We start from the raw sequence: 23067 nt of genomic DNA, 5'->3' as shown, positions 1-23067 counted from the left end.
GAGTGTCGCACGCGCGGCGGCCACCACGACATGCCGTTTCCCGGTCGCCCCGGCGGTCAGAAGGCGTCCGACGGGACGTGCGTGCCCCACACCTCCCGCAGGGCGTCGCAGACCTCGCCGACGGTGGCCCGGGCGCGCAGGGCGTCCTTCATCGGGTACAGGAGGTTGTCCTCCCCCTCGGCGGTCTTCTTCAGGGCGGACAGGGCGGTGCGGACGGCCCGCCCGTCGCGTCCGGCGCGCAGCGCGGCGAGGCGCTCGGCCTGCCGGGCCTCGATGGCGGGGTCGACCCGCAGCGGTTCGTAGGGCTCCTCCTCGTCGAGCCGGAAGCGGTTGACGCCGACCACGACCCGCTCGCCCGAGTCGGTCTCCTGGGCGATGCGGTAGGCGTTGCGCTCGATCTCGTCCTTCTGGAAGCCGCGTTCGATGGCCTCGACGGCGCCGCCGAGGTCCTCGACCCGGCGCATCAGGGCGAGGGCGGCCTCCTCGACGTCGTCGGTCATCCGCTCCACGGCGTAGGACCCGGCGAAGGGGTCGACGGTGGCGGTGACGTCGGTCTCGTGGGCGAGGACCTGCTGGGTGCGCAGGGCCAGGCGGGCGCTTCTGTCGGTGGGCAGGGCGATGGCCTCGTCGAAGGAGTTGGTGTGCAGCGACTGGGTGCCGCCCAGCACCGCGGCCAGGCCCTGGACGGCGACGCGGACGAGGTTCACCTCCGGCTGCTGGGCCGTCAGCTGCACCCCGGCCGTCTGGGTGTGGAAGCGCAGCATCAGCGACCTGGGGTTCCCCGCGCCGAACTCCTCGCGCATGACCCGGGCCCAGATCCGGCGCGCGGCACGGAACTTGGCGACCTCCTCCAGGAGGGTGGTGCGGGCGACGAAGAAGAACGACAGGCGGGGGGCGAAGTCGTCGACGTCCATACCGGCGGCGACAGCGGTACGCACGTACTCGATGCCGTCGGCGAGGGTGAAGGCGATCTCCTGCACCGGGGAGGCCCCGGCCTCGGCCATGTGGTAGCCGGAGATGGAGATGGTGTTCCAGCGCGGGAGCTCGGCGCGGCAGTACCGGAAGATGTCGGCGGTCAGCCGCAGCGAGGGCCTGGGCGGGAAGATGTAGGTGCCGCGGGCGATGTACTCCTTGAGCACGTCGTTCTGGACCGTGCCGGTCAGCTGCCCGCCGCTCACCCCCTGCTCCTCCGCGACCAGCTGGTACAGCAGCAGGAGCAGCGCCGCGGGGGCGTTGATCGTCATGGAGGTGGAGACCTGGTCCAGGGGGATGCCGCCGAACAGCACCCGCATGTCGTCGATCGAGTCGATCGCCACGCCCACCTTGCCGACCTCGCCGTGCGCGAGGGGGGCGTCGGAGTCGTGGCCCATCTGGGTGGGCAGGTCGAAGGCGACCGACAGCCCGGTCGTGCCGTGCGCGATCAGCTGCCGGTAGCGGGCGTTGGACTCCGCCGCCGTCCCGAAGCCCGCGTACTGGCGCATCGTCCAGGGCCGGCCCGTGTACATCGTCGGGTAGACGCCCCGCGTGTACGGGTACGCCCCGGGCTCCCCGAGCCGCTGCGCCGGATCCCAGCCCTCCAGGGCCCCGGGCCCGTAGACCGGCTCGATCGGCAGACCCGACTCCGACTCGCGTGCCATGGTGCGTCGCCTCCCGCTCGGCTGTGACCTCGCTCACCACCATGCCCCCTGGTTCACGGCGGGTCACGCCCGGGGAACATCTCAGGTGACATCCGGGCCACAGCGGCGGGAGACAGGGGGGCGCGTGCGTACCACGGGCAGGGGAGGAGCCGTCGCGACGGCACTGGCCGCACTGGCCGCACTGGCCGGCTGCACCGTGCAGACACCCGGCGGCGAGGGCGGGCGCCGCCCGCCGGTGCACGTCGAACTGCCCGGCGGCACCGCGTCCCCCAGCCGTGCGCCCGGTGGTGGGGAGGCGACCCCGTCCGGCGGGGACGGCAGGCCGCGCACCGCGTCGCGCGTGCTGTGGTCCTACGGCGACACCGGCCGGGACGTCCGGGAACTGCAGGCGCGGCTGCGGCAGGTGGCGTGGCTGTTCGAGGGGCCGACCGGGACGTACGACGAGCGGACGCGTGAGGCGGTGAGCGGCTTCCAGGGCAGGCGCGGGCTGCCGCGCACGGGCCGGACCGACACCGTCACCTGGCAGCGGCTGCTGCGGATGACCCGCGAGCCGGGGCGGTGGGACCTCTATCTGATGGGCGGCCAGCCCGCGGGCCGGCCGGACCCGCGCTGCACGACGGGCCGCGTGCTGTGCATCGACAAGACCAGCCGGACCCTGCGCTGGATGATCGACGGCCGGACGGTGTCGACGATGGCCGTCCGTTTCGGCTCGGAGTACACACCGACCCGGGAGGGCGTCTTCTCCGTCTACTGGAAGTCCCGCCACCACGTGTCGACGCTCTACGACTCGCCCATGCCGTACGCGATGTTCTTCAGCGGCGGCCAGGCGGTGCACTACTCGGCGGACTTCGCCGCCCGGGGCTACGCGGGCGCCTCGCACGGCTGCGTCAACGTCCGGGACGAGGCGGCGATCGCCGCGCTGTACGCGCAGGTCCGCGACGGCGACAAGGTCGTCGTGTCCGGGTGAGCGGCGCTGGGGGGCGAGAGATGGGGCGCGGGCGGGACCGGGGGAACGTGTCCCGCCCGCGCTCAGGTGCACGAGCCGTAGGTACGGGGGGAACCCCGGCTCTGTGCGACAGCCGATGACCAGTCGGCTCACTCATTACTGCGTCGGCGGCCCCGAAAACGTCACACCCTCGGCGAAGAAACGTTCCTCGCGTACAAAGCCGCAGGTCGCAGGGGTGGGAGCGTCTGCTGGGTCCAGCCCCGGCTCGTGCCGTCGGCGCGCAGGGGGCGGGCCGCCGGTCCGTCGGCCTTCCGGCCGGGCCCGTCCTGCTCGCGGCCCCGGTCACGGTCCTGCTTCCGGTCGGACTTGCCTCGGTCCCGGCCCTGGTGGCCGGCCTCGCCCTGCCCCGCGCCCTTGTCCTGGCCCGCACCCTTGCCGGTGCCTGTGGCGTTGCCGGTGCCTGTGCCGTTGCCGTGGGCCGTGCCCTTGCTCTTTCCCTTGTCCGCGCCCTTGACATGGCCGTTGCCGTGGGCCGTGCCCCCGCCGTTCCGCCCGGCGGGGCCGCGGTCGGCTCCGGCCAGGAGGCCCTTGCAGTACGTCCACACCCGGGTGCCGTCCGCCGCGTCCCGCAGGGCGCGGTGGCGGTGGTCGTCCAGGCGCTTGCCCTGGCGCAGGTCGCGGCAGGCCGCGGCGAGGACCTCGCGGTCCCCGCCGGACGGGCCGGACCGGTCGCCGGGTTCCGGCTTCGCGGACGTGCCGCCGCCCGCCTCGTGGCGCTTCGCGCCGCCGGTCGCGCCCCCCGGGGCGCCGCCGGGGGCGAGGCCGCCGGAGCCGGCGCCGCCCTGGACGGCGTCGCTCGGCGACGGCGACGCCGGCGTGCGCCCGGGCGAGGGGGCACCGGCCGAGACCGAGGAACCGGGGGCGGGTGTGTCACCGCCGAACGGCGTCAGCACTCCGGTTCCGGCCGCCACCGCGACCCCGCCGACCATGCCGACGGCGAGGGCGGCGGCCAGCGCCAGGCGGGCCGGGCGGAAGCGACGGGAGCCGCGGACGGCCGCCGGGGTGCCTGCGCGCGCGTGCCCGAGGTGCACGAGCCCCGCGTCGGCGGTGCCGGGCCGGTCCCGGCCGGCTGCCGCGGCACGGTCCGCGAGCGCGTCGACGCGCTCGGCACGGGCCTTGCGGAAAGCGGCCACCGCCGCGGCCTCACCGGGCATCTCCTCGCCGGTCGGCGGGGGTGGGGCGGACAGTGCCGCGAGGATCGCGGCGAGTCGTTCGGCCTGCTCCCGGCCGGGGGCGTCGACAGCCTCCGGTGGCTCTCCGCTCAGCAGACGCTCCGCCGTTTCGCGGTCCAGCCACCCGTACTGCTCGTCGGCCATCACACATCCTTCTGCGTCCGCGCGACGCTGTGCGTCACAGCTGCGGACGTCACCGCACTGCCGCGCGGTTCTCTCTGGGGCGGCAGGGCGTCGAGGACCCCCGCCGATTCCGGATCGGCCCGCGGGGCGTCGCCGAGCAGTTCGGCGAGCCGCTTCAGGCCGCGGTGCGCCGCCGTCCGGACGGCGCCGGGGCGCTTGCCGAGGGTCTCCGCGGCGCTCTTGGCATCGAGTCCCACCACCACGCGCAGCACCACCGCCTCGGCCTGGTCCTGCGGCAGCCGCGATATCAGGGAGAACGTTCCGTCGGTGGCGAGCGCCTCGATGGCCTCGCCGGCCGTGTCGGACTCGGCGGCCCGGCCGGTCAGTTCGGTCTCGTCGCCGCCGATGGCGGGACGGCGTCCGCGCATGCGTATGTGGTCCAGCGCCCTGTTGCGGGCGATCCGGGCGGCCCAGCCGCGGAAGCGGTCCGCGTCGCCGGTGAACCGCTCCAGGTCGCGGGCGATCTGCAGCCACGCCTCCGAGGTGACGTCCTCGGCGTCGGGGTCGCCGACCAGTGTCCGTACGTATCCGAGCAGCCGCGGGTGCACGGTGCGGTACACGGTCCGGAACGCGGTCTCGTCCCCGTCCTGTGCCGCACGCACCGCGGCGGTCAGCTCCGCGTCGTCCCCCAGCACCGCGCGCCCTTCTGCGCCTGATCCGGCGCCGCTCTCGCGGCCCGGGTTCTCGCCGTCGTGGTCGTCCGATTGATGGTTGCGGTCACAAGCCCGCAGGTGATTGCGGTGGTCCTGCCGCCTCCGCCCTGGCGCGAATGGCACGTTACGACTTGAAACCGGTCCCCGTCCACGTCCACCGGAGATGCAACTAAGCCGTGACCCGGTGGGGTGTGACAGAAACCGCACTCGGTGCGCTGTAGGGAGTACGGGCCGCCGCGCGGCCCGTGCCGCGCGACGGCCGGGGCCTCTCCTGTGGGGGGTGGCGGCCCCGGCCGTTGCCATGGCGGCGCCGGGGCCTGGTCCCGAACTCCCTCAGGGGCGGCGGCTGTTGGACGGTGAGCGCTTGCCGTCGGACCGACCCTGGTCCGCTCCCTGCGTCTCCTGCTCGCCCGCCCTGCCCTCCGGGTCCCCACCGGTGTCCGGTGAGCCCTGCGGGTCCGGACGGTCCGTGGCGGGGGCGCCGTTCCCGCCGGGTTCTGTTTCCGCCGGATGTGCGGCGCAGTACGCCGTGACGTTCCTCTCACCGCCCGCGGCGTCGACCAGGCGCTCCCAGGCGGTGGCGTCCATCGCCCGGCCGCGGCCGCCCGCCCGCTCCCAGGCGCGGCACTGCGCCTCGGCGTCCCGGGCGTTCTCGGCGTCCCGGGCGCTCCGCTCCTTCCCGGCCCCCGCGGCGTCCTCCCCGGGGGTCCGGCCGACGGAGGCCGGGCCGCCGCCCGGGTGCGGGGTGCGGCCGGCACCCGGCGCGTCCGGCGAGGGGTCGCGCGGGACGCCGCCGGAGGCGGACGGCCGCCGCGGAGTGTCCTCCGGGCCGTCCGGCGACACGCCCGCCACGCCGATCGCCGCCACGGCCACACCGCCCAGGGTGAGGCTGGCCAGCACCACGGACAGCGTCGTCCTCAGGGACCGCCCGAGCCGGCGCCGCTCCCGCAGGCTCCAGTCGTCGCGCCGGCGGGCGTCCCGGTGCGGGGCCGCGGCGTCCCGGGCGGCACGGAACGCGGCCACGGCCCGCTGCTCGCCCTCGGTGTCGAGCCCGTCCCGGACGAGGCAGGCGATGATCAGCGCCTCGACGTCGGCCTCGAGGAGGGTGTGACGGGAACCACGGCCGGCAAGCCCGCCGTCGCTGCGCCGTTGACCCATGTCCGCCCCGCCTCTGCTTCGATCCACCCGACCCGGCCCGCCGGGTCTCACTCGTACGTCACGCCGATCGGCCCTGGTCAGAGCCCATAGGGTGCGTGCGCCCGGGGACCCGGGCCTGCCGAGCGGCGGAGCCCGCGGCTCCGCTCATGTCGACTCACCCAGCGTCCGCGGCGCCTCATCCGTCACACTCTCCGCCTCCAGCTGCCCCGCGAGCCGCTTGAGGCCCCGGTGGGCGGCCGTGCGGACGGCACCCGGGCGCTTGCCCAGGACGCGGGCGGCGGCCGGCCCGTCGAGACCGACCACCACGCGCAGCAACACCGCCTCGGCCTGGTCGCGCGGCAGCCCGCGCACCAGTTGCAGGGCCCGCTCGGTGGACAGGGCCTCCAGCGCCTGGTCGTGGGTGCTCTGCGGCCCGGGCAGGTCCAGCACGTCCTGCTCCAGCGCCGACGGCCGGGGCCGCACCCGCAGCCGGCGCAGGTGGTCCAGCGCGCGGTGCCGGGCGATGGTCGCCGTCCAGCCGCGGAAGCCCGCCCCGTCGCCCCGGAACCGCCCGAGGTCCCGGGCGATCTCCAGCCAGGCGTCGGACGCCACGTCCTCGGCGTCGTCCCCGACGAGCCCGCGCAGGTAGCCGAGCAGCCCGGGCTGCACCAGCCGGTACGCCGCCGCGAAGGCCGCCTCGTCACCCTGCTGGGCCCGCGCGACGGCCGCGCCCAGTTCCCCGTCGTGCGCCTGCACGCGCCGGGGTTCCGCTCCCTGACCCAAGTGACGTCCCGTCCGTGCCGCGTGCGCGATCCTCACGGTGATCAGCGCCGGTGCGCGCCGAAGTGTCACAGCGCGTCAGACACCGGGCCGCCGCCGACCGTTCGGGTCAACCCGACCCGCCGTCCTCGGGAGCGCGGGGCCGGACAGGTTTGGCCCAAGTGACGTACCGGGGAGGGCTGCTCGCGATGCCCCCGCCCGACGAAAGGCGAGCGCCGTATGACCTCCCGCCTGCTGCGCACCGCGGTCGCCACCGCCCTGGCCCTCGGCGCCCTCGGTCTGACCCAGCCCGCCCGGGCCGACTCCTCCGACGGGGTGCACACCGTCCGGGTGCCCGACGGGGACCCGCACGACCGGTCCCTCGCCCCGCGCACCACCGAACCGTTCAGCCTCCTCGGGGTGACCTGGGACGACCCGAAGGCGCAGCTGGAGGGCACCGCACAGGTGCGCACCCGCTCCCGGGAGACCGGCGCGTGGAGCGCCTGGCGCGCCCTGGACGCCGGTGTCCGGACGCCCGAGACCGGACCCGACCACGACCGCGCCGGGGTGCGCGGCGGCACGCAGCCGTTGTGGACCGGTCCCTCGGACGGGGTGCAGGTGCGGGTGGCGGGCGCGGCGCTGCCCGAGGGGCTGCGCGTCGACCTGGTCGACCCGGCCGGCGGCAAGGACGCGGTCCACACCGGGCCCGTCGACCCGGACGCCGTCCCTCCGGCCGCCGTTCCCCCGGCCGCCGCCCCTCCGGCAGCCGGGGCGCCCTTCGCGGAGCGCCCGGCGATGACCTCCCGCTCGGCGTGGGGGGCCGACGAGTCACTGGTGAAGGACCCGCCGACCTACACCTCGGACACGCAGGCGATCTTCGTCCACCACACGGCGGGCACCAACGACTACGCGTGCGCGGAATCGGCGTCGATCGTGCGGGGCGTGTTCCTGTACCACGTGAAGAGCAACGGCTGGAACGACATCGGCTACCACTTCCTCGTCGACAAGTGCGGCACCGTCTTCGAGGGCCGCGCGGGCGGCGTCGACAAGCCCGTCCTCGGCGCGCACACCTACGGGTTCAACACCGCGACCAGCAGTGTCTCCGTGCTCGGCGACTACTCGACGGCGACCGCCCCCGCCGTGGTGCGCGAGTCGGTCGCCAAGGTCGCCGCCTGGAAGCTCGGCCTGTACGGCATCGACCCCACCGGGACGGTGGTGCTCACGGCCGGGGCGGACAACGGCAAGTACAAGCTGGGCCAGAAGGTCACCATGAACCGCATCTCCGGGCACCGCGACGGCTACCCGACCGAGTGCCCCGGGCAGCACCTCTACGACGACCTGCCCGAGATCCGCACCCTGGCCGCGAACGCCGCCGGTCCGACCGGAGCGGCCCCGGCCGGACCGAGCGCCGAGGCCCCGTCCGGCCGCTGAACCCGCCCCGCCGGGACGCGGCGTGCGCGCGCCGGCCTACTGCCGGGGCGCGGCCTGCGCCGCGTCCCGGCACAGCAGCCGCAGCGAGCCGTGCCCCGACCAGCAGCGGCGGGCCTCGTCGATCGGGTCCCACAGACGCCCGTCGGGCGTGCGGACCCAGTGCTCGCCGCCGCTCGCCCACCACTCGGCGCCGCTCTGACGCGCCATCACCTCACCGGCGTAGGCGCCGAAGCCGCGCAGCACCTCCCGCACCGCCGCGTACGGCGTCCCCTCGCGCCGTATCTCCTCGATCATCCGGTCGATCCGCCACAGGCTCTGCGCCGAGTAGTCGAGCCGCAGCCGTGCTCCCTCGCGCATGGTCGCCACTGTGTCCGCCGCCCAGCGCACCGGCTTGGCCGCGGCGGAAGGCCTGGTCTCCGCTTGAGTCGTCACACTCGGGAAAGCGCTCGGGAGAACCGTTTCGTCACCCCGATCCGGCGCCTTCCCGGAAGCGGCGCAACACCACCCCACCGTGTCCGGGGGACACTCACAGGACCCTTGCAGGCACGGGGTTTGGGCCGGCCGGCGACACGGGAGGGCATCCCGCGGCCCGCCTCAGCCCTGCTGCCGGCTGCGGCGGGACACCACCGCGCGCAGCACCCGGCGGCCCTCGACGGAGATCTCCAGGGCCCGGCGCAGTCCGGCCGGTCCGTGCCCGGCGAGGACCTCCAGCACGGTGACCTGCCGGCGCAGTTCGGCGGCGACGAGCGGCGACATGCCGTCCGTACGGCCCTCGCGGCGGGCGTCGACCGAGCCGGCCTCGTCCTCGGCGGTGTCGAGGAGGCGGTGGATCTGCAGGGAGGCCACCGAGCAGGCGTCGGCCCACGCCCGGACCGCGCCGCCGGACAGGTCGGCCGGGGCGTCCCGCAGCATCCGGTGCGCGAGCACGGCGGCCTCGTCGCCGGCGCCCGGGGCGTCCAGCTTCGCCCGGGTCTGCTCCAGCCGCTCGCCCCACTCGCCGGCCCCGGCCGCGTCGGTCAGACTCGCCCACAGCGGACGCAGCACCTCGTCGTCACCGCCCAGCAGGGGCACGCACCGATCCAAACAAGCCAGCCCGCTCGCGGCCAGCCCGCGCTCGTCGGCCTGTGCGATCAACTCCACCAGACTCATCCACGCCTCCCTCCGCGGGCCTTCACCAGGGCCCGGCCAGGCCGTTCCCGGCCACACCCCTCACGGATCCCGCACTTTCCCTTACTGCGTGCGACGGACCGGGAGTGTCACAGGGGCACCACGCCCAGTCGGTCGAGGAAGCGGAAAAAGAGGTTTTCGGCCAGAGGATCGGGGTCCGAGGTCAGTACGTCGGCCAAGGCGTCGGCGTTCACCTCGTGCCCGGCCTCGGCGGCCCAGCGGACGGCCCGTTCGGCCGCGTCGCGCGGTTCGAGGAAGTAGTCCTCCAGCGTGAGTCCCCGGCCGCCGCCACCCACGTACCCGGCCATCGCGGATCTGGCGAGGCAGGTCGTCCACGCCCCGCTCTCCGGCGCCGCGGCCTCCACCACCACGCAGGCGCTGTTCATCACGTACCCGAACAGCGCGGGCGCCCCGGTCTCGCTCGCGAGGGCGTTCATGCTGCCCAGGTCGCCGTCGCTGCTCGCGTACTCCCAGACCTGCCATCCGCCCGGCGCCGACGCGCGCCGGGTCAGGGCGTCCCGGGCGCCCGCCAGCGCCTGCGTCCCGGCCAGCGGCCGGTCCCCGCGGCCCACGACGAAGTAACCCCAGTAGCCCATGTCCGGTCCCCCCGGCCTGTCCGACTCGGCTCGCGTCGGACAGACCACCACAGCCGCACGGGCGTACGCAGCCCGTTGGGGCAATTCGTCCGCCGGTCAGCCGAGCCTGTCCGCCAGTGCCCGGAACTGTGCCCAGCTCAGTTCGGGCTTGTCCGGGTCCCAGAGCTTCTGCACGGTCGCCCGCAGCGGCATCCGGATCCCGGCGGCCACCTGCGTCTCGGTCTGCGCGTTCGCCAGGTCGCACCAGACGGCGAACGACCCGCCGAGGATCTGCCCGTCGTAGCGGGCGGGCACGGCGGCGGTGCCGCGCAGCACCCGCGGCGTCCACTGCTCGTAGATGCGCTGCCCGGTCGGATAGACGAAGGTCTGCGGCTCGCCGAGCACGTAGTAGAGGAACTCGTCGTTGTAGTTGATCACCTTGCGGCCGGCCTCCAGGTACTCCAGAGGCGCCCGGGCGCCGATCTCCTTGCCCGTCCAGTAGGCGACCTGGATGTCCTCGTCCGCCTGCACGGACCCGCCGCGGAAGAAGCCGTCGTTCCAGGCCCGCGGGACGCGCTGGTGCTCGCGTACGGTCGCGGCCCGGTCGTTCAGCCAGCCGGTGGTGAGGTCGGCGACGGTGGCGCCGGAGCCGTACTCCTCGCGCGCGGCCGCGGCCAGCTGCGGGAAGGAGGCCTCGGGGTCGGAGCGCACCAGCGCCTGGTACTCGTCGGCTCCCAGGTGCCAGGGCCTGCCGGGGAACAGCTCCGCGTACTCGTTCAGCAGGTCGTCGACGATCTCGGCGCTCTCCGCCTTCGAGATGTCGATGGCGCCCTGCACGGGCGACCCCTGCACGGTGCGCAGCTGCAGGTCGGGGTGGGCCGCGATGACCGCGCCGAGGTGCCCGGGCGAGTCGATCTCGGGCACGATCGTGATGTGCCGGCTCTCCGCCAGGTCGATAATCTTCCGGACCTGGGCCTTGGTCAGGTGCTGCTCGGAGACGATCTCCGGGTGCGTGTCGGACTCGATGCGGAAGCCCTGGTCGTCGGAGAAGTGCAGCCCCAGCTGGTTGTACTTCAGGTCGCCCAGCTCGCGGACCCGGTCCTCGATCCAGCCGGCCGTGAAGTTCTTGCGCGCGATGTCGAGCATGAAGCCGCGCACCGGCTTGGCCGGCTCGTCCTTCACCACGCCCTCGGGAGCGGTGCCGCCGTCGTGCGTCTCCTGCTTCAGGGTGCGGGTGCCGTGGAACACACCGGCCTCGGCGGGCCCGCTGATCTCCACGCGCCCGTCGCCCACGGTCATCACGTACGACTCGGGGTTCGCGCCCTTGCCGTCGTTCAGCGTGAGCCGCAGGTCCCCCTCGCGCCGGTCGTCCTTCTCGCCCGCGTACGACAGCCCCAGCTCACCGGCGACCAGGCGGCCCTCGTCGGCGAGGGCGGGGTCGTTCACCACGACCCGGTCGCCCTTCTCGGGCTGCCAGCCCGGCCCGCGGGCCGGGGTGTGCTCGCGCACGGCGGGAATCGTCCGGGGCGCCTCGGACAGGGGGTAGGAGCGGCTCGGACTGGGCTCGGCGTCCGGACCGGTGCTGGTGGGGGCCGCTGCCGCGCCCCCCTGGGTCGATCTCGCCTCCGGCCCCGTGGACCCGCCGTCACCGGAGGCCGCCCAGAGCCCGAGGCCCACCCCGGCCGCGACCACGACCAGGGCCACCGCCAGGGTCACGACCAGCACCTGCCGCTGCCTTGCCTGCTTCGCCGGAGCCCGGCGCCTGTGCTGACTCACACCGCCAACCTAAAACCCGATCCGGTACCGCGCGCGTCCACCACGCGTTCCGAAACTCTCTCTCCCGAGTGAAATTCGGGCATCCGTCGGACACGTCTCGGTCGCACTCGATAGCGTGACGTCACAACTCTCACAGAGTGCCCTGCTGACACACGTCACGCCCACGAGGACCCACGCTGCCCGCGCACCGTCTCCCCGATCTCCCCGGCCGGCTCGACATACCGGTGGAGCCCTTCAACGCGGCCTGTGCCGAGGACCTGCGACGCATCCTCCTCTCCTGCCTGCACAGCGCCCGCTGGTCCCGGCGCGTCGCCGACCACCGCCCCTACCCTGACGTGGACTCCCTGCTGGCCGCGGCGGACGAGGCGGCCTACGACCTCACCTGGGCCGATCTGAGCGAGGCCCTGGCCGCCGAGTCCCTGCCCGCGCTCCCGCCGGACGCCTACTCCGCGGCCCACACGGCCCTGGGCGCGGCGCACGCCGCCTACGAGGCCCGCTTCGGGCACGTGTTCGTGATCTGCCTCGACGGGGTGTCCCCGGCCGAGGTGCTGGACCGCCTCCTGGAGGCCATCCGGTCACGATTGGCGAACGATCCGGAGGAGGAGCGGGCGGTGACCGCCGACGAACTGCGGCGCCTGGCGAGGGGGCGCCTGCTGGACGCCCTCCAGGGCGCGGGGAACTGCGCGATCAGCCGCTGACGGCCCGCACCCGGCACCGCACGGACGCCGCGGGACCCCGGGCCGCACTAGCCCACCCGTACCTCTTTGCGTGCCAGTTTGATCACACCCGGGGACCCCCGCTCAGCCGAGCGGCAGCGCCTCGCTACGATGCTGGGGGCCGGTGGACCGTACCCGGCCGGGCCCGACCGACAAGGAAAGCCGGCGCGGCCCCAATCACCGCTCCCGGAGGAAACTTCCGTGCCGGCTGGAACGCTGTACCGCGGCCGGGAAGGAATGTGGTCCTGGGTGGCTCACCGAGTCACCGGCGTCCTCATCTTCTTCTTCCTGTTCGTTCACGTGCTGGACACCGCGCTCGTCCGTGTGTCCCCGGAGGCCTACGACAAGGTCGTGGCCACGTACAAGACGCCGATCGTCGCGCTGCTGGAGTACGGCCTCGTCGCCGCCATCCTCTTCCACGCGCTCAACGGCCTGCGTGTCATCGCCGTCGACTTCTGGATCAAGGGCGCCCGCTACCAGAAGCAGATGCTCTGGACCGTCGTCGCCCTGTGGGTCGTGCTGATGCTCGGGGCGATCTACCCCGTGCTCGGCCACGCCGCTCGTGAACTGTTCGGGAGCTGACGCCAATGTCCACGACTGACAAGACCGCAGCCGGCGTGGGCCCCGTCGAGGGCGGCGCCGTCTACACCGTCGACAACCCGGCGCCCCTCATCGAGGCCCCGCGCAAGCGCACCAAGAAGTCCCCCAAGTCCACCCGGGGCAACTTCGAGCTCGCCGCCTGGCTCTTCATGCGCCTGTCGGGCGTCGTGCTGGTCGTGCTGGTCCTCGGCCACCTGCTGATCCAGCTCGTGCTGGACGGCGGCGTCTCCAAGATCGGCTTCGCCTTCGTGGCCGGCCGCTGGGCGTCCCCGTTCTGGCAGGTCTGGGACCTGCTGATGCTGTGGCTGGCGATGCTGCACGGCGCCAACGGCCTGCGCGTGGTCATCAACGACTACGCCGAGCGCGCGCAGACCCGGCTGTGGCTGAAGGCTCTGCTCTACACCGCCACGGTGTTCACCATCCTGCTGGGCACGCTGGTGATCTTCACCTTCGACCCGAACATCCGCTAGGCACGGGGCTGCGAGAATCATGAAGATCCACAAGTACGACACCGTCATCGTCGGCGCCGGTGGCGCCGGTATGCGCGCCGCCATCGAGTCGACGAAGCGCAGCCGCACCGCCGTGCTCACCAAGCTCTACCCCACCCGCTCCCACACGGGCGCCGCGCAGGGCGGCATGGCCGCCGCGCTGGCCAACGTGGAGGAGGACAACTGGGAGTGGCACACCTTCGACACGGTCAAGGGCGGTGACTACCTGGTCGACCAGGACGCCGCCGAGATCCTGGCGAAGGAGGCCATCGACTCCGTCCTCGACCTGGAGAAGATGGGCCTGCCGTTCAACCGCACGCCGAACGGCACCATCGACCAGCGCCGCTTCGGCGGTCACAGCCGCAACCACGGCGAGGCCCCGGTCCGCCGCTCCTGCTACGCGGCCGACCGCACCGGCCACATGATCCTCCAGACGCTGTACCAGAACTGCGTCAAGGAGGGCGTGGAGTTCTACAACGAGTTCTACGTCCTGGACCAGCTGATCACCGAGGTCGACGGCGTCAAGAAGTCGGCCGGTGTGGTGGCCTACGAGCTGGCCACCGGTGAGATCCACGTCTTCCACGCGAAGTCCGTGATCTACGCCTCGGGCGGCTGCGGCAAGTTCTTCAAGGTGACGTCCAACGCCCACACCCTGACCGGTGACGGCCAGGCCGCGGTCTACCGCCGGGGCCTGCCGCTGGAGGACATGGAGTTCTTCCAGTTCCACCCGACCGGCATCTGGCGCATGGGCATCCTGCTGACGGAGGGCGCCCGCGGTGAGGGCGGCATCCTCCGCAACAAGGACGGCGAGCGCTTCATGGAGAAGTACGCGCCGGTCATGAAGGACCTCGCGTCCCGTGACGTCGTGTCCCGCTCCATCTACACGGAGATCCGTGAGGGCCGCGGCTGCGGTCCCGAGGGCGACCACGTCTACCTCGACCTCACGCACCTGCCGCCGGAGCAGCTGGACGCCAAGCTCCCGGACATCACCGAGTTCGCCCGCACCTACCTCGGCATCGAGCCCTACACGGACCCGATCCCGATCCAGCCCACCGCGCACTACGCGATGGGCGGCATCCCGACCAACGTCGAGGGTGAGGTCCTGGCGGACAACACCACGGTCGTGCCCGGCCTGTACGCGGCCGGCGAGGTCGCCTGCGTGTCCGTGCACGGCGCCAACCGCCTGGGCACCAACTCGCTGCTGGACATCAACGTCTTCGGCAAGCGGGCCGGCATCGCGGCGGCGGAGTACTCGCAGAAGGCGGACTTCGTCGAGCTGCCGGAGAACCCGGCGGAGCTGGTGCTGGAGCAGGTGGAGCGGCTGCGCAACTCCACCGGCGCCGAGCGCGTGGCCGAGCTGCGGCGCGAGCTGCAGGAGACCATGGACGCGAACGTCATGGTGTTCCGCACCGAGCAGACCATCAAGACGGCGGTCGAGAAGATCGCGGAGCTGCGCGAGCGCTACCGGAACGTGGCGATCCAGGACAAGGGCAAGCGGTTCAACACGGACCTGCTGGAGGCCATCGAGCTGGGCAACCTGCTCGACCTCGCCGAGGTCATGGCCGTCTCCGCGCTCGCCCGCAAGGAGTCCCGCGGCGGTCACTACCGCGAGGACTACCCGAACCGCGACGACGTCAACTTCATGCGGCACACCATGGCGTACCGCGAGGTCGGCGCCGACGGCTCCGAAACCGTCCGTCTCGACTACAAGCCGGTCGTCCAGACCCGCTACCAGCCGATGGAGCGTAAGTACTGATGGCTACCCCCGTTCTGGACAAGGAAGACGCGGCCGGCAAGCCCGAGCCCGGTTTCGCCGACTCCCCCTACATCACGGTCACGTTCCGCATCCGCCGCTTCAACCCCGAGGTCTCGGCGGACGCGACCTGGGAAGACTTCCAGGTGGAGATCGACCCCAAGGAGCGCGTCCTCGACGCCCTCCACAAGATCAAGTGGGAGCTCGACGGCACGCTCACGTTCCGCCGTTCCTGCGCGCACGGCATCTGCGGCTCCGACGCCATGCGGATCAACGGCAAGAACCGCCTCGCCTGCAAGACCCTGATCAAGGACATCAGCCCCGAGAAGCCGATCACGGTCGAGGCCATCAAGGGCCTCACGGTCCTGAAGGACCTCGTGGTCGACATGGAGCCGTTCTTCCAGGCGTACCGGGACGTCATGCCCTTCCTCATCACGAAGGACACGAACGAGCCCACGCGTGAGCGGCTGCAGTCCGCCGAGGACCGCGAGCGCTTCGACGACACCACGAAGTGCATCCTGTGCGCGGCGTGCACCACGTCGTGCCCGGTCTTCTGGAACGACGGGCAGTACTTCGGCCCGGCGGCCATCGTCAACGCGCACCGCTTCATCTTCGACTCGCGTGACGAGGCCGGCGAGCAGCGCCTGGAGATCCTCAACGACCGCGAGGGCGTGTGGCGCTGCCGCACGACCTTCAACTGCACGGACGCCTGCCCGCGCGGTATCGAGGTCACGAAGGCGATCGCCGAGGTGAAGAGGGCGCTGATCACGCGCCGCTACTGAGCCCCGCCGCTTGACCGAGAGGGCCCCGTCGCCGCTGGTGACGGGGCCTTCTGGCATATGCCACACCATCGGGTGAACGAGTCCGGGACCGGACGCCCGGGGGGTGTCCGGCCTACGATGATGCTCTCGACACCAGCCCCCAGGAGGCACCTGATGTCCGCAGCTTCCGTCGAGCAGCCCTTCCACGACGAAGAGCCGGTCACCCTGACGACCATCGCCGACGAGATCATGGAGCGCCATCCGGGCTACCGCGTCGAGATCATCGGAGGCCATCTCCTCGTGACCCCCTCACCGGATGCCCCCCACGCCCGCGCCCTGACAGGCATCATGATTCCGTTCATCGCCGCCGGCCTGCACGACGGCGAGACCGAGGTCCTTCAGAACGTCGGTCTCTGGCTCCCCACCGGTGGCGAGGACTACGCCATTCCCGATCTCGTGGTGGTGGACGCCGACATCGACGACCACCTCGTCGAGAACAACGCGTACGACCCCGCCTGCTTCCGTCTCGTCCTCGAGGTCACCTCCGGCAACTGGAAGGACGACCTGAGGACCAAGGTCGCCGCCTATGCCGAGGCGAAGGTGCCCGTCTACGTCGTCGTCGACCGCAAGCACCAGCGCCTCCACGTCCTGACCGACCCGGTGGGAAGCGACTACGAGAAGCACCGCCCGCACGCCCCCGGCGAGCTCGTCACCCTCCCCGACTCCATCGGCGCGAAGGTGACCCTCGACGTGGCCGAGATCCTCAAGACCGGGCAGGCCAGGACGAGCGACTGAGGCTCACAGCTGGCTCAGGATCGTCGGGTCCGTGATCTTCGTGTCGTCCGCCAGCAGCATCGCCTTGCTCAGGATCACCGACAGCATGCGGTCGCCCTCGAAGGGCAGGTAGCCCGTCCCCTGGGCCTTCGGGTCGGACTTCGGGACGATGCAGAGGTACTGGTCGTTCGGGGTTCTGAGGATGTTGCCCGAGCCGAGGTGGATCTTGTACGTGTGGCGGTCGCCCTCGACGTGCAGGAAGCGGCCCTCCAGGGTGCAGCGGTCGGCTATCGCCAGGCGCGGGACCAGGCGTTCCAGCAGGAGCCTGCGGGTCTCGGCGCTCTGGTTCAGCTCACCGAAGCCGTACGACCTCCAGTACTCGCGGAACCGGCCGCCGGGGCCGCCGTCCTGCCAGGTCGGGTCGTTGCCGATGCTGGCGACGCCCACGAACAGGTCGACGTCGCGCAGGACTTCGGAGAGGACCAGGGGCGGGATGTCCTCCAGCGGGACGGGCTCGACGGGGTCCCGGCCGGGGGTGAGCCACATGGTGTACTCACCGCCGGAGCAGTGGGCCCGGTTCTCCGGGGCGCCGATCGGGTAGAAACGGACCTGGTCGGTGCGCAGGCGCAGGTAGCTGCCGGACTCGGTGGTGTCGACGCCGTACTCCTCGCCGTCGCCCTCGATCCAGTACTCGGCGCGCAGGCCCCACCGGGGCAGCTCCCGCACGGCGGGCGGGGCCGAGTCGTCGACGCACAGGCGGAGTTTGTTGCGCCAGCCGCGGATCGCCGCCAGGGAGTGGAACTGGTGCTGGCGCAGCACGTGCGCCGCGAAGCGGTTGGAGTAGGTGCGGGTGGCGCGTTCGGCGTCCGTGAGCAGGTAGACCTCGCGGTGGGCCTGCTTGAACGGCTGGGTGACGCCGTGCCGCTCCAGCCAGTCGCGCCAGGCGACGATCTCGGCCGGCTCGTGCCCCACCGGGTGCCACAGCTCCACCCGCGTGCCCTCCCGCACGGGTCCGCCGGACAGGGTCCGCAGCTCGCCGTCCGCGTAGCCGGCGGTCGTGCCGTCGACCGTCCACAGCAGGCGGCGGGCCAGCGTGCCGACCAGGGGGTGGTCGAGGTAGCGCTCGCGCCAGACGGCCCAGGGCCAGCCGCGGCGGGCCAGGAACTGGCGGTCCAGGCGCTCGCTCTGCGCCGAGAGCATCTTGTCGATGTCCTTGACCGCCGCCTTCAGGTCCTTCAGCTCGTCGGCGTGGTCGCGCTTCACGGCCGCCGGCACGCTCTTGACGGGCTTGCCCGCGGCGTTGCGCCAGGTGAGGACCGTACGGGTGCCCTCGATCTCCAGCAGGGCCGTCGCCTCGCCGAGTCGGCGGGTGGCCCGGCCGACCTCCGTCAGCCCGTAGGCCGGGACCGCCAGTTCCTCGATCTCCTCGCGGCTGAGGCCGAGTGCGGTGGCGCGGGCCTCCAGGGCCGTGTCGAGGAGCTTGGCGGTGTTCTTGTACGTCACCCGCGTGGCCAGCCGGGCCAGTTCGGCGAGGGCGGCCTCGGAGTCGACGCGGGCGAGCGCGACCACGCCCGCGTTGGCGACCTTCGGGTTGCGGGGGCCGAGGCCCGCGACCTTCTTGAGCGAGGTCTCGACCAGGGCGCCCAGGGCCCGGGCCGTGCCGGGGTCGGGCGGCAGCAGGGAGAGGAGCCAGGCCAGGCCGCGCAGGGCGGTCGCGTTGTACGGGTCGTAGGCGCTGTTGACGTCCGGCTCCCACTCGCGGCGGTCCAGGGGGAGCGTGCGGGGGCGGCCGACGAGGGCGATCCAGGAGAGGATCCGCTCGCGGACGGGGTCCGCGCCGAGGGTGTCCAGCAGGGCCCGCGCGCCCTTGTCCCACTTCGCCGTCGGCTTGGAGGCGGTGGCGGTCAGCGCGTGCCGCAGAAGGGCCTGCCAGTCGGGGGTGGTGGCGTCGCGCAGGGCCTGGTCGGCCCAGGCCTCGCCGACGTTGAGGACAGGGTCGGTGAGCTGCCGGGCCAACGTCACGAGGTCGTCCGCCCGGTAGGCGTCCAGGGCGGCGCGGCGGACCACGGCCACGACAGGTGCGGACAGCGGGCGGCCCGCGGCCAGTTCGGCCCGGGCCAGGACGTCGAAGCGGGCCGCGTACCAGAAGGTCTGCCGCCGGGCCAGGTCGTCCAGGGCACGGCGGCGCTCGGCGGCGAGCGGGTCGTCGGCGAGGCCGTCGGAGACCAGGGCGCACAGGGCGAGGTGGCGGCAGCGGTCCTCGGTGTCGTCGCCCGCCCGGGCGAAGCGGTCGGCCAGGGCGTGCAGCAGCGCGCGGCGGCGGTCGTCCGGCAGCTCGCGGAGCCGGTCCAGCAGCTCGTCCCGGCCGCGGCCCCAGCCGCCGTGGCTGGACCCCAGCACGCTCAGCGCCTCGTCCGCGAGCCGGCCCGTATCGCCGTCGGTGATCCTGTCGCGCAGCCGGTCCGTGTGCGAGCGGGGGGTACGGAAGGCGCTCATCAGCCACCGACCAGGGGGACGAGCTTCAGGAACGTGACCTCCGTGCCGAGCGGGAGGTCGATCTCCTCGTCCGCGTCGGTGAGCTGACGGTCCCCAACCAGGACCAGGAAGCCGTTCCCCGCGAACGCCCGCAGGGCCAGGGCCGTCTGGGCCTCCGGGTCGATGCGGCGGGGTGTGCGCAACGCGTACCCGTTGAGCACGCGTTCGGTGTCCTCGGGCTGCACGAGCCCCTGGAAGACCTGCGGCGTCCGGGCGTTGAACTCGGCCACCTCCTGGAAGACCCGGCGGCGGATCAACTCCCGCACGCTCAGCCGCTCCTCGGCGATCTCCAGCCCCCAGGCCGCACGCCGCTCCCCCGTCGTCTCGTCGACGAACGTCACGATTCCCATGGCCGGGACAGTACGAGCCACCACTGACAATCACGCCCCCGGCTTGCATTGAACATGTTCAAAAAGAGGTCTACAGTCATCCCCGACAGCGTTTTGAACGTGTTCAAGAAGGGTGGGGGCAATGGACCGCACGGTCATCGCCTACGTCATCTACCTGCTGGTCAGCATCGGTCTGACCGTCTGGGTGGCCCGCACGCTCAGCCGGAACGGCAAGATCTTCCTCGCCGACGTGCTGCACGGCAACGAGAAGCTCGCCGACGCCGTCAACCACCTGCTGGTGGTCGGCTTCTACCTGGTCAACCTGGGGTTCGTCGCGCTGTACCTGAGCGGCGACGCGACCATCACCGACACGCGGGGCGTCTTCGAGGCCCTGTCGACCAAGCTCGGCGTGGTGCTCCTGGTGCTGGGCGTCATGCACCTGGCCAACGTGTACGTCCTCAACCGCATCCGGCGCCGGGGCGTGATGGAGCGGGAGCAGGTGCCGCCGGTGCCGCCGCAGGGCTGGGTCGCCCCGCAGGCACAGGGCTGAGCGGAGACCGCCCCGTGAACGCCCCCGCACCGGGACCCCGGCCGGTCCCTGACCCGCAGCAGGCCCCTCCACCGGACCCGGGGCCGGTCCCCGGCCCGGCCCCCGTCGCCGTAGCCGGGCCGCCGCCCGCCGTCCTACCGGTCCGCCGGCTCACCGTCCTGTACGACGCCGAGTGCTCCTTGTGCGCGTTCCTGCGCGACTGGCTCCTGCGGCAGCCGCACCTGGTGCCGCTGGAGCCGGTCCCGGCCGGTTCCGAGGAGGCCCGGCGGCGCTTCCCCGGGCTGGACCACGCGGCGACCCTCGACGAGATCACCGTCGTCGGGGACGCCGGGCAGGTGTACCGGGGCCCGGCCGCCTGGGTCGTCACCCTCTGGGCGCTGCGCGGTCACCGGCGGCTCGCCCACCGGCTGAGCACCCCGTCCGGGGCCCTGCTGGCCCGGGGCGCGGTCCTCGCCGCCGCCCAGTGGCGCGGGGCGCGTTGGCACCGGGGGCAGGGCGGCGCCGGGCAGCGGGGCGGCCGCGTCCACCGCCGGGCGGACGGCTGGTCCTATGCCCCGGACACCGGCTGGACCTACCGCGCCCCGGACTGCCCCGACGGCACCTGCGCCCCCCGGCGTGCACCGGACCGCTGACGTTAGGCTCTCTTCCCGTGCCCGCGAAGAACGACGGCCCCGACGACGGCGCCACCCCGACCAAGTCCGAGCAGACCCGCGCCCTGATCCTGGAGACGGCCATGCGGCTGTTCCAGGAGCGCGGCTACGACAAGACGACCATGCGGGCGATCGCCACGGAGGCCGGGGTCTCCGTCGGGAACGCGTACTACTACTTCGCGGGCAAGGAGCACCTGATCCAGGGCTTCTACGACCGGATCGCCGCCGAGCACCAGGTGGCCGTCCGGGAGATCCTGGAGCGGGAGACCGATCTGGAGGCCCGGCTCGCCGGGGTGCTGCGGGCCTGGCTGGACATCGCCGCGCCGTACCACGAGTTCGCGGTGCAGTTCTTCAAGAACGCCGCCGATCCGGACAGCCCGCTCAGCCCCTTCTCCCCCGAGTCGGAGCACGCCCGCGAAGAGGCCATCAGCGTCCACCGGGACGTGCTGGCCGGGGCGACGAAGACCAAGGTGCCCGAGGAACTGCGGGGCATCCTGCCCGAGTTGATGTGGCTGTCCCAGATGGGGCTGTGCCTTTACTGGATCTTCGACCGGACCGAGGGCCGCGAGCGCAGCTACCGGCTCGCCGAGCGCGGCGCCCGCCTCACCGCACGCGGCGTCTCCCTGGCCCGCTTCCGGGTGCTGCGCCCGCTCGTGCGCGAGGTGCACGAGCTGTTCACGGACTTCCTGCCCGGGATGACCCGGGCCGTCCCGGACCCGGCGGCCCGCCGCGATGGCACGGCACCCCGGGACGGGGCCCGGGGCGTGCCGCCCGGGGACGCCTAGGCCTGCTTCGAGGCCAGCTGGATCACCGTGATGTCCGAGGGCGCGCCCACGCGCGTGGGCGGGCCCCAGGCGCCGGCGCCGCGCGAGACGTACAGCTGGGTGTCGCCGTAGCGCTCCAGGCCCGCGAGGGTGGGGTTGGCGCCGGAGGCGAGGAGGTTGCCGGGCCAGAGCTGGCCGCCGTGGGTGTGGCCGGAGAGCTGAAGGTCGACTCCGTACTCGACGGCGTCGTGGATCTGCACCGGCTGGTGGGCGAGCAGCACGCAGGCGCGCGCGGTGTCCCGGTCGCCGAGCGCCTTCGCGAAGTCGGGGCCCTGGCCCTCGTCCTCGCCGGCCACGTCGTTGACCCCGGCCAGGTCGAAGTGCGGCATCTCCCTGCGGGCGTTCTCCAGGGGGATCAGCCCGAGCCGCCGCACCTCCTCGACCCACTGCTCCGCGCCGGAGAAGTACTCGTGGTTGCCGGTGACGAAGTACGACCCGTGGCGGGCCCTCAGCTGCGCGAGCGGGGCGGCGGCCGGGCCGAGGTCCTTCACGCTGCCGTCGACCAGGTCGCCGACGACCGCGATGAGGTCGGGCTGGGTCGCGTTGACGGTGTCGACGACCTTCTGGGCGAAGCCGCGGCCCAGCACCGGCCCGAGGTGCACGTCGCTGACGACGGCGATCCGGTAGCCGTGCGCGGCGCGCGGCAGCTTGGCCAGCGGCACGGTGACCCGCTTCACCCGCGGCCCGCGCAGGACGCCGTAGGTCCCGTACCCGACGGTCCCCACGGCGGCGGCGGCGGCCGTCCCGGCGACGACGCGGGAGACGAAGAGGCGGCGGGAGGGGCCGGCGGGCGCGGCGGGGGCCGGATCCGGGGCCGCGGGGGGCTCGGACGGGCCGCCGGGCGCCGGCTGCCGCCGGTCGGCCGCCGCGGCGACGGCCGCTCCCCCGGGCACGGCGACCGGCTCGCTCTGCGCGGCCGCCGCCTCCGGTGCCGCCGCCCGGGCCCGGTCCCGCCGCTGCAGGAAGCGGGCGAGCAGCGGCCGGACGAGCTCCCCGGCCAGCACCGCCAGCAGGAGGTACATCGACAGGGCCAGCCAGAGGAAGCCCGGCCAGGCGAGGGTCTGCTGGAGCCAGAAGGGGGCGCCCGAACGCTCGGCGACCAGGGCGGTGATCGCCAGGACCCAGCCGCCGGCGATCAGGACCGCGCCGGCGCGGCGGGTGAGGCCCGGACCGCGGGTGGTGTCGCGGAACAGGCGTCGCCACACGTACCAGTTGGCCGTCACGACGACGGCCAGGACCAGCAGGGCGACGAGCACGAAGACGATGGCCACGGTGTCGTGTCTCCCGATTGCCGTTATGACGTCCGGCGCAGTGCGCGCAGACCACGCAACCCGATGGCCCCGACAGCCGTCCCAAGGAGGAAGGAGACGACGGCGAGCAGCAGGTGCACCCAGAAGTAGGCCGTGGGACGGCCGTCGTCGAAGGCGAGCCCGCTGCCGTCCTCGGCCAGGTTCTTGACGAAAGTGATCCAGATGACCCAGCTCCACACCCCGAAGGCGAGCAGGAACCAGGAGACGGGGCGGCTGAGCTTCATGCACCCAGTATCGCCAGGGCCTGTCCGGTTCCGTTCGCGGGGTGGGGCCGGGGACGG

Annotated in this window: 24 protein-coding genes; 11 read left to right on the top strand and 13 right to left on the bottom strand. The window is 73.2% G+C overall.

What is annotated here, in order from left to right:
- Positions 1-56: 56 nt before the first annotated feature.
- The gene (locus ACFYWG_RS17250) at positions 57-1637 is read right to left on the bottom strand and encodes a methylmalonyl-CoA mutase (protein ID WP_389202022.1); all 1581 of its coding nucleotides are present in this window, start codon (positions 1635-1637) and stop codon (positions 57-59) included.
- A 124-nt stretch (positions 1638-1761) separates the two neighbouring features.
- Here ACFYWG_RS17250 and ACFYWG_RS17245 point away from each other — a divergent pair, with 124 nt between their 5' ends.
- Positions 1762-2604 (top strand): L,D-transpeptidase family protein, encoded by an 843-nt coding sequence (locus tag ACFYWG_RS17245; RefSeq protein ID WP_383502717.1) that lies wholly within the window; start codon positions 1762-1764, stop codon positions 2602-2604.
- A gap of 161 nt (positions 2605-2765) precedes the next feature.
- Here ACFYWG_RS17245 and ACFYWG_RS17240 read toward each other — a convergent pair whose 3' ends face one another.
- The 4 genes from ACFYWG_RS17240 to ACFYWG_RS17225 all read right to left on the bottom strand — a co-directional run bounded on the left by ACFYWG_RS17240 (position 2766) and on the right by ACFYWG_RS17225 (position 6571).
- Complete coding sequence (locus tag ACFYWG_RS17240; protein WP_389202019.1) at positions 2766-3959, bottom strand: hypothetical protein; 1194 nt, start codon at positions 3957-3959, stop codon at positions 2766-2768.
- Positions 3959-4633 carry an RNA polymerase sigma factor gene (locus ACFYWG_RS17235; RefSeq protein WP_383502723.1) on the bottom strand — a complete coding sequence of 225 codons (675 nt, stop codon included), beginning with the start codon at positions 4631-4633 and terminating at the stop codon, positions 3959-3961. The genes ACFYWG_RS17240 and ACFYWG_RS17235 overlap by 1 nt, the downstream gene beginning before the upstream one ends.
- Before the next feature lie 351 nt (positions 4634-4984).
- The gene (locus ACFYWG_RS17230; protein WP_389202016.1) at positions 4985-5809 is read right to left on the bottom strand and encodes a hypothetical protein; all 825 of its coding nucleotides are present in this window, start codon (positions 5807-5809) and stop codon (positions 4985-4987) included.
- Positions 5810-5953: 144 nt separating this feature from the next.
- Positions 5954-6571, bottom strand: a complete 618-nt coding sequence (locus ACFYWG_RS17225; protein ID WP_376331804.1) for an RNA polymerase sigma factor — start codon at positions 6569-6571, stop codon at positions 5954-5956.
- A 216-nt stretch (positions 6572-6787) separates the two neighbouring features.
- Here ACFYWG_RS17225 and ACFYWG_RS17220 point away from each other — a divergent pair, with 216 nt between their 5' ends.
- Positions 6788-7978 (top strand): N-acetylmuramoyl-L-alanine amidase, encoded by a 1191-nt coding sequence (locus ACFYWG_RS17220; RefSeq protein ID WP_389202014.1) that lies wholly within the window; start codon positions 6788-6790, stop codon positions 7976-7978.
- A 36-nt stretch (positions 7979-8014) separates the two neighbouring features.
- Here the strand turns inward: ACFYWG_RS17220 and ACFYWG_RS17215 are convergent, their stop codons facing one another.
- From ACFYWG_RS17215 to ACFYWG_RS17200, 4 genes are all read right to left on the bottom strand, one after another.
- A complete protein-coding gene (locus ACFYWG_RS17215) occupies positions 8015-8410 on the bottom strand; it encodes a hypothetical protein (protein WP_385419159.1) in 396 nt (131 codons plus the stop codon).
- Positions 8411-8572: 162 nt separating this feature from the next.
- Positions 8573-9127 carry a hypothetical protein gene (locus tag ACFYWG_RS17210; RefSeq protein ID WP_376331798.1) on the bottom strand — a complete coding sequence of 185 codons (555 nt, stop codon included), beginning with the start codon at positions 9125-9127 and terminating at the stop codon, positions 8573-8575.
- A 107-nt stretch (positions 9128-9234) separates the two neighbouring features.
- Positions 9235-9741 carry a hypothetical protein gene (locus ACFYWG_RS17205; protein ID WP_383502738.1) on the bottom strand — a complete coding sequence of 169 codons (507 nt, stop codon included), beginning with the start codon at positions 9739-9741 and terminating at the stop codon, positions 9235-9237.
- Positions 9742-9837: 96 nt separating this feature from the next.
- On the bottom strand, positions 9838-11445 hold the full coding sequence (locus tag ACFYWG_RS17200) for a glycoside hydrolase family 20 protein (protein WP_385419236.1): 1608 nt from the start codon (positions 11443-11445) through the stop codon (positions 9838-9840).
- A 275-nt stretch (positions 11446-11720) separates the two neighbouring features.
- Between ACFYWG_RS17200 and ACFYWG_RS17195 the strand changes: the two genes are divergently transcribed.
- The 6 genes from ACFYWG_RS17195 (at position 11721) to ACFYWG_RS17170 (ending at position 16609) form a co-directional block, all read left to right on the top strand.
- A complete protein-coding gene (locus ACFYWG_RS17195; protein WP_383502741.1) occupies positions 11721-12194 on the top strand; it encodes a 2-oxo-4-hydroxy-4-carboxy-5-ureidoimidazoline decarboxylase in 474 nt (157 codons plus the stop codon).
- Between the two features lie 219 nt (positions 12195-12413).
- The gene (sdhC, locus tag ACFYWG_RS17190; protein WP_037670267.1) at positions 12414-12794 is read left to right on the top strand and encodes a succinate dehydrogenase, cytochrome b556 subunit; all 381 of its coding nucleotides are present in this window, start codon (positions 12414-12416) and stop codon (positions 12792-12794) included.
- Positions 12795-12799: 5 nt separating this feature from the next.
- The gene (locus ACFYWG_RS17185; protein WP_376331793.1) at positions 12800-13282 is read left to right on the top strand and encodes a succinate dehydrogenase hydrophobic membrane anchor subunit; all 483 of its coding nucleotides are present in this window, start codon (positions 12800-12802) and stop codon (positions 13280-13282) included.
- A gap of 19 nt (positions 13283-13301) precedes the next feature.
- On the top strand, positions 13302-15056 hold the full coding sequence (gene sdhA / locus ACFYWG_RS17180; RefSeq protein ID WP_383502744.1) for a succinate dehydrogenase flavoprotein subunit: 1755 nt from the start codon (positions 13302-13304) through the stop codon (positions 15054-15056).
- Positions 15056-15835, top strand: a complete 780-nt coding sequence (locus tag ACFYWG_RS17175) for a succinate dehydrogenase iron-sulfur subunit (protein ID WP_376331790.1) — start codon at positions 15056-15058, stop codon at positions 15833-15835. Before sdhA ends, ACFYWG_RS17175 begins: the two co-directional genes overlap by 1 nt.
- A 153-nt stretch (positions 15836-15988) precedes the next feature.
- Entirely contained in the window at positions 15989-16609 is a 621-nt protein-coding gene (locus tag ACFYWG_RS17170; protein WP_389202009.1) for a Uma2 family endonuclease, read from the top strand.
- A 3-nt stretch (positions 16610-16612) separates the two neighbouring features.
- On the opposite strand, the gene ACFYWG_RS17165 is transcribed toward ACFYWG_RS17170, so the two are convergent.
- Both ACFYWG_RS17165 and ACFYWG_RS17160 read right to left on the bottom strand, forming a co-directional pair.
- On the bottom strand, positions 16613-19084 hold the full coding sequence (locus ACFYWG_RS17165) for a DUF4132 domain-containing protein (RefSeq protein ID WP_389202007.1): 2472 nt from the start codon (positions 19082-19084) through the stop codon (positions 16613-16615).
- On the bottom strand, positions 19084-19473 hold the full coding sequence (locus tag ACFYWG_RS17160; RefSeq protein WP_389202005.1) for a hypothetical protein: 390 nt from the start codon (positions 19471-19473) through the stop codon (positions 19084-19086). Before ACFYWG_RS17160 ends, ACFYWG_RS17165 begins: the two co-directional genes overlap by 1 nt.
- 121 nt (positions 19474-19594) lie before the next feature.
- Here ACFYWG_RS17160 and ACFYWG_RS17155 point away from each other — a divergent pair, with 121 nt between their 5' ends.
- The 3 genes from ACFYWG_RS17155 (at position 19595) to ACFYWG_RS17145 (ending at position 21437) form a co-directional block, all read left to right on the top strand.
- Positions 19595-20002 (top strand): hypothetical protein, encoded by a 408-nt coding sequence (locus tag ACFYWG_RS17155; RefSeq protein WP_383502756.1) that lies wholly within the window; start codon positions 19595-19597, stop codon positions 20000-20002.
- A gap of 158 nt (positions 20003-20160) precedes the next feature.
- Positions 20161-20634: a thiol-disulfide oxidoreductase DCC family protein gene (locus tag ACFYWG_RS17150; protein WP_389202749.1), complete on the top strand. Its 474-nt coding sequence runs from the start codon at positions 20161-20163 to the stop codon at positions 20632-20634.
- Between the two features lie 17 nt (positions 20635-20651).
- Complete coding sequence (locus ACFYWG_RS17145) at positions 20652-21437, top strand: TetR/AcrR family transcriptional regulator (protein ID WP_389202003.1); 786 nt, start codon at positions 20652-20654, stop codon at positions 21435-21437.
- Here ACFYWG_RS17145 and ACFYWG_RS17140 read toward each other — a convergent pair.
- Positions 21434-22747, bottom strand: a complete 1314-nt coding sequence (locus ACFYWG_RS17140; RefSeq protein WP_389202001.1) for a metallophosphoesterase — start codon at positions 22745-22747, stop codon at positions 21434-21436. The genes ACFYWG_RS17145 and ACFYWG_RS17140 overlap by 4 nt on opposite strands.
- 23 nt (positions 22748-22770) lie before the next feature.
- A complete protein-coding gene (locus ACFYWG_RS17135) occupies positions 22771-23010 on the bottom strand; it encodes an SCO4848 family membrane protein (RefSeq protein ID WP_376331777.1) in 240 nt (79 codons plus the stop codon).
- Between the last annotated feature and the right edge of the window lie 57 nt (positions 23011-23067).

Origin of the sequence: Streptomyces sp. NPDC003456 (assembly GCF_042878735.1) — a bacterium.
Classification (GTDB): domain Bacteria; phylum Actinomycetota; class Actinomycetes; order Streptomycetales; family Streptomycetaceae; genus Streptomyces.
This window is presented reverse-complemented; position numbering and strand designations above follow the sequence as displayed.

Bases quoted from the DNA above. Each gene is read 5' to 3' on its own strand.
- sdhA (WP_383502744.1), top strand. From the start codon at position 13,302: ATGAAGATCCACAAGTACGACACCGTCATCGTCGGCGCCGGTGGCGCC.
- ACFYWG_RS17165 (WP_389202007.1), bottom strand. From the start codon at position 19,084: ATGAGCGCCTTCCGTACCCCCCGCTCGCACACGGACCGGCTGCGCGAC.
- ACFYWG_RS17250 (WP_389202022.1), bottom strand. From the start codon at position 1,637: ATGGCACGCGAGTCGGAGTCGGGTCTGCCGATCGAGCCGGTCTACGGG.
- ACFYWG_RS17240 (WP_389202019.1), bottom strand. From the start codon at position 3,959: ATGGCCGACGAGCAGTACGGGTGGCTGGACCGCGAAACGGCGGAGCGT.
- ACFYWG_RS17160 (WP_389202005.1), bottom strand. From the start codon at position 19,473: ATGGGAATCGTGACGTTCGTCGACGAGACGACGGGGGAGCGGCGTGCG.
- ACFYWG_RS17175 (WP_376331790.1), top strand. From the start codon at position 15,056: ATGGCTACCCCCGTTCTGGACAAGGAAGACGCGGCCGGCAAGCCCGAG.
- ACFYWG_RS17230 (WP_389202016.1), bottom strand. From the start codon at position 5,809: ATGGGTCAACGGCGCAGCGACGGCGGGCTTGCCGGCCGTGGTTCCCGT.
- ACFYWG_RS17210 (WP_376331798.1), bottom strand. From the start codon at position 9,127: ATGAGTCTGGTGGAGTTGATCGCACAGGCCGACGAGCGCGGGCTGGCC.
- ACFYWG_RS17220 (WP_389202014.1), top strand. From the start codon at position 6,788: ATGACCTCCCGCCTGCTGCGCACCGCGGTCGCCACCGCCCTGGCCCTC.
- ACFYWG_RS17170 (WP_389202009.1), top strand. From the start codon at position 15,989: ATGTCCGCAGCTTCCGTCGAGCAGCCCTTCCACGACGAAGAGCCGGTC.
- ACFYWG_RS17135 (WP_376331777.1), bottom strand. From the start codon at position 23,010: ATGAAGCTCAGCCGCCCCGTCTCCTGGTTCCTGCTCGCCTTCGGGGTG.
- ACFYWG_RS17205 (WP_383502738.1), bottom strand. From the start codon at position 9,741: ATGGGCTACTGGGGTTACTTCGTCGTGGGCCGCGGGGACCGGCCGCTG.
- ACFYWG_RS17185 (WP_376331793.1), top strand. From the start codon at position 12,800: ATGTCCACGACTGACAAGACCGCAGCCGGCGTGGGCCCCGTCGAGGGC.
- ACFYWG_RS17155 (WP_383502756.1), top strand. From the start codon at position 19,595: ATGGACCGCACGGTCATCGCCTACGTCATCTACCTGCTGGTCAGCATC.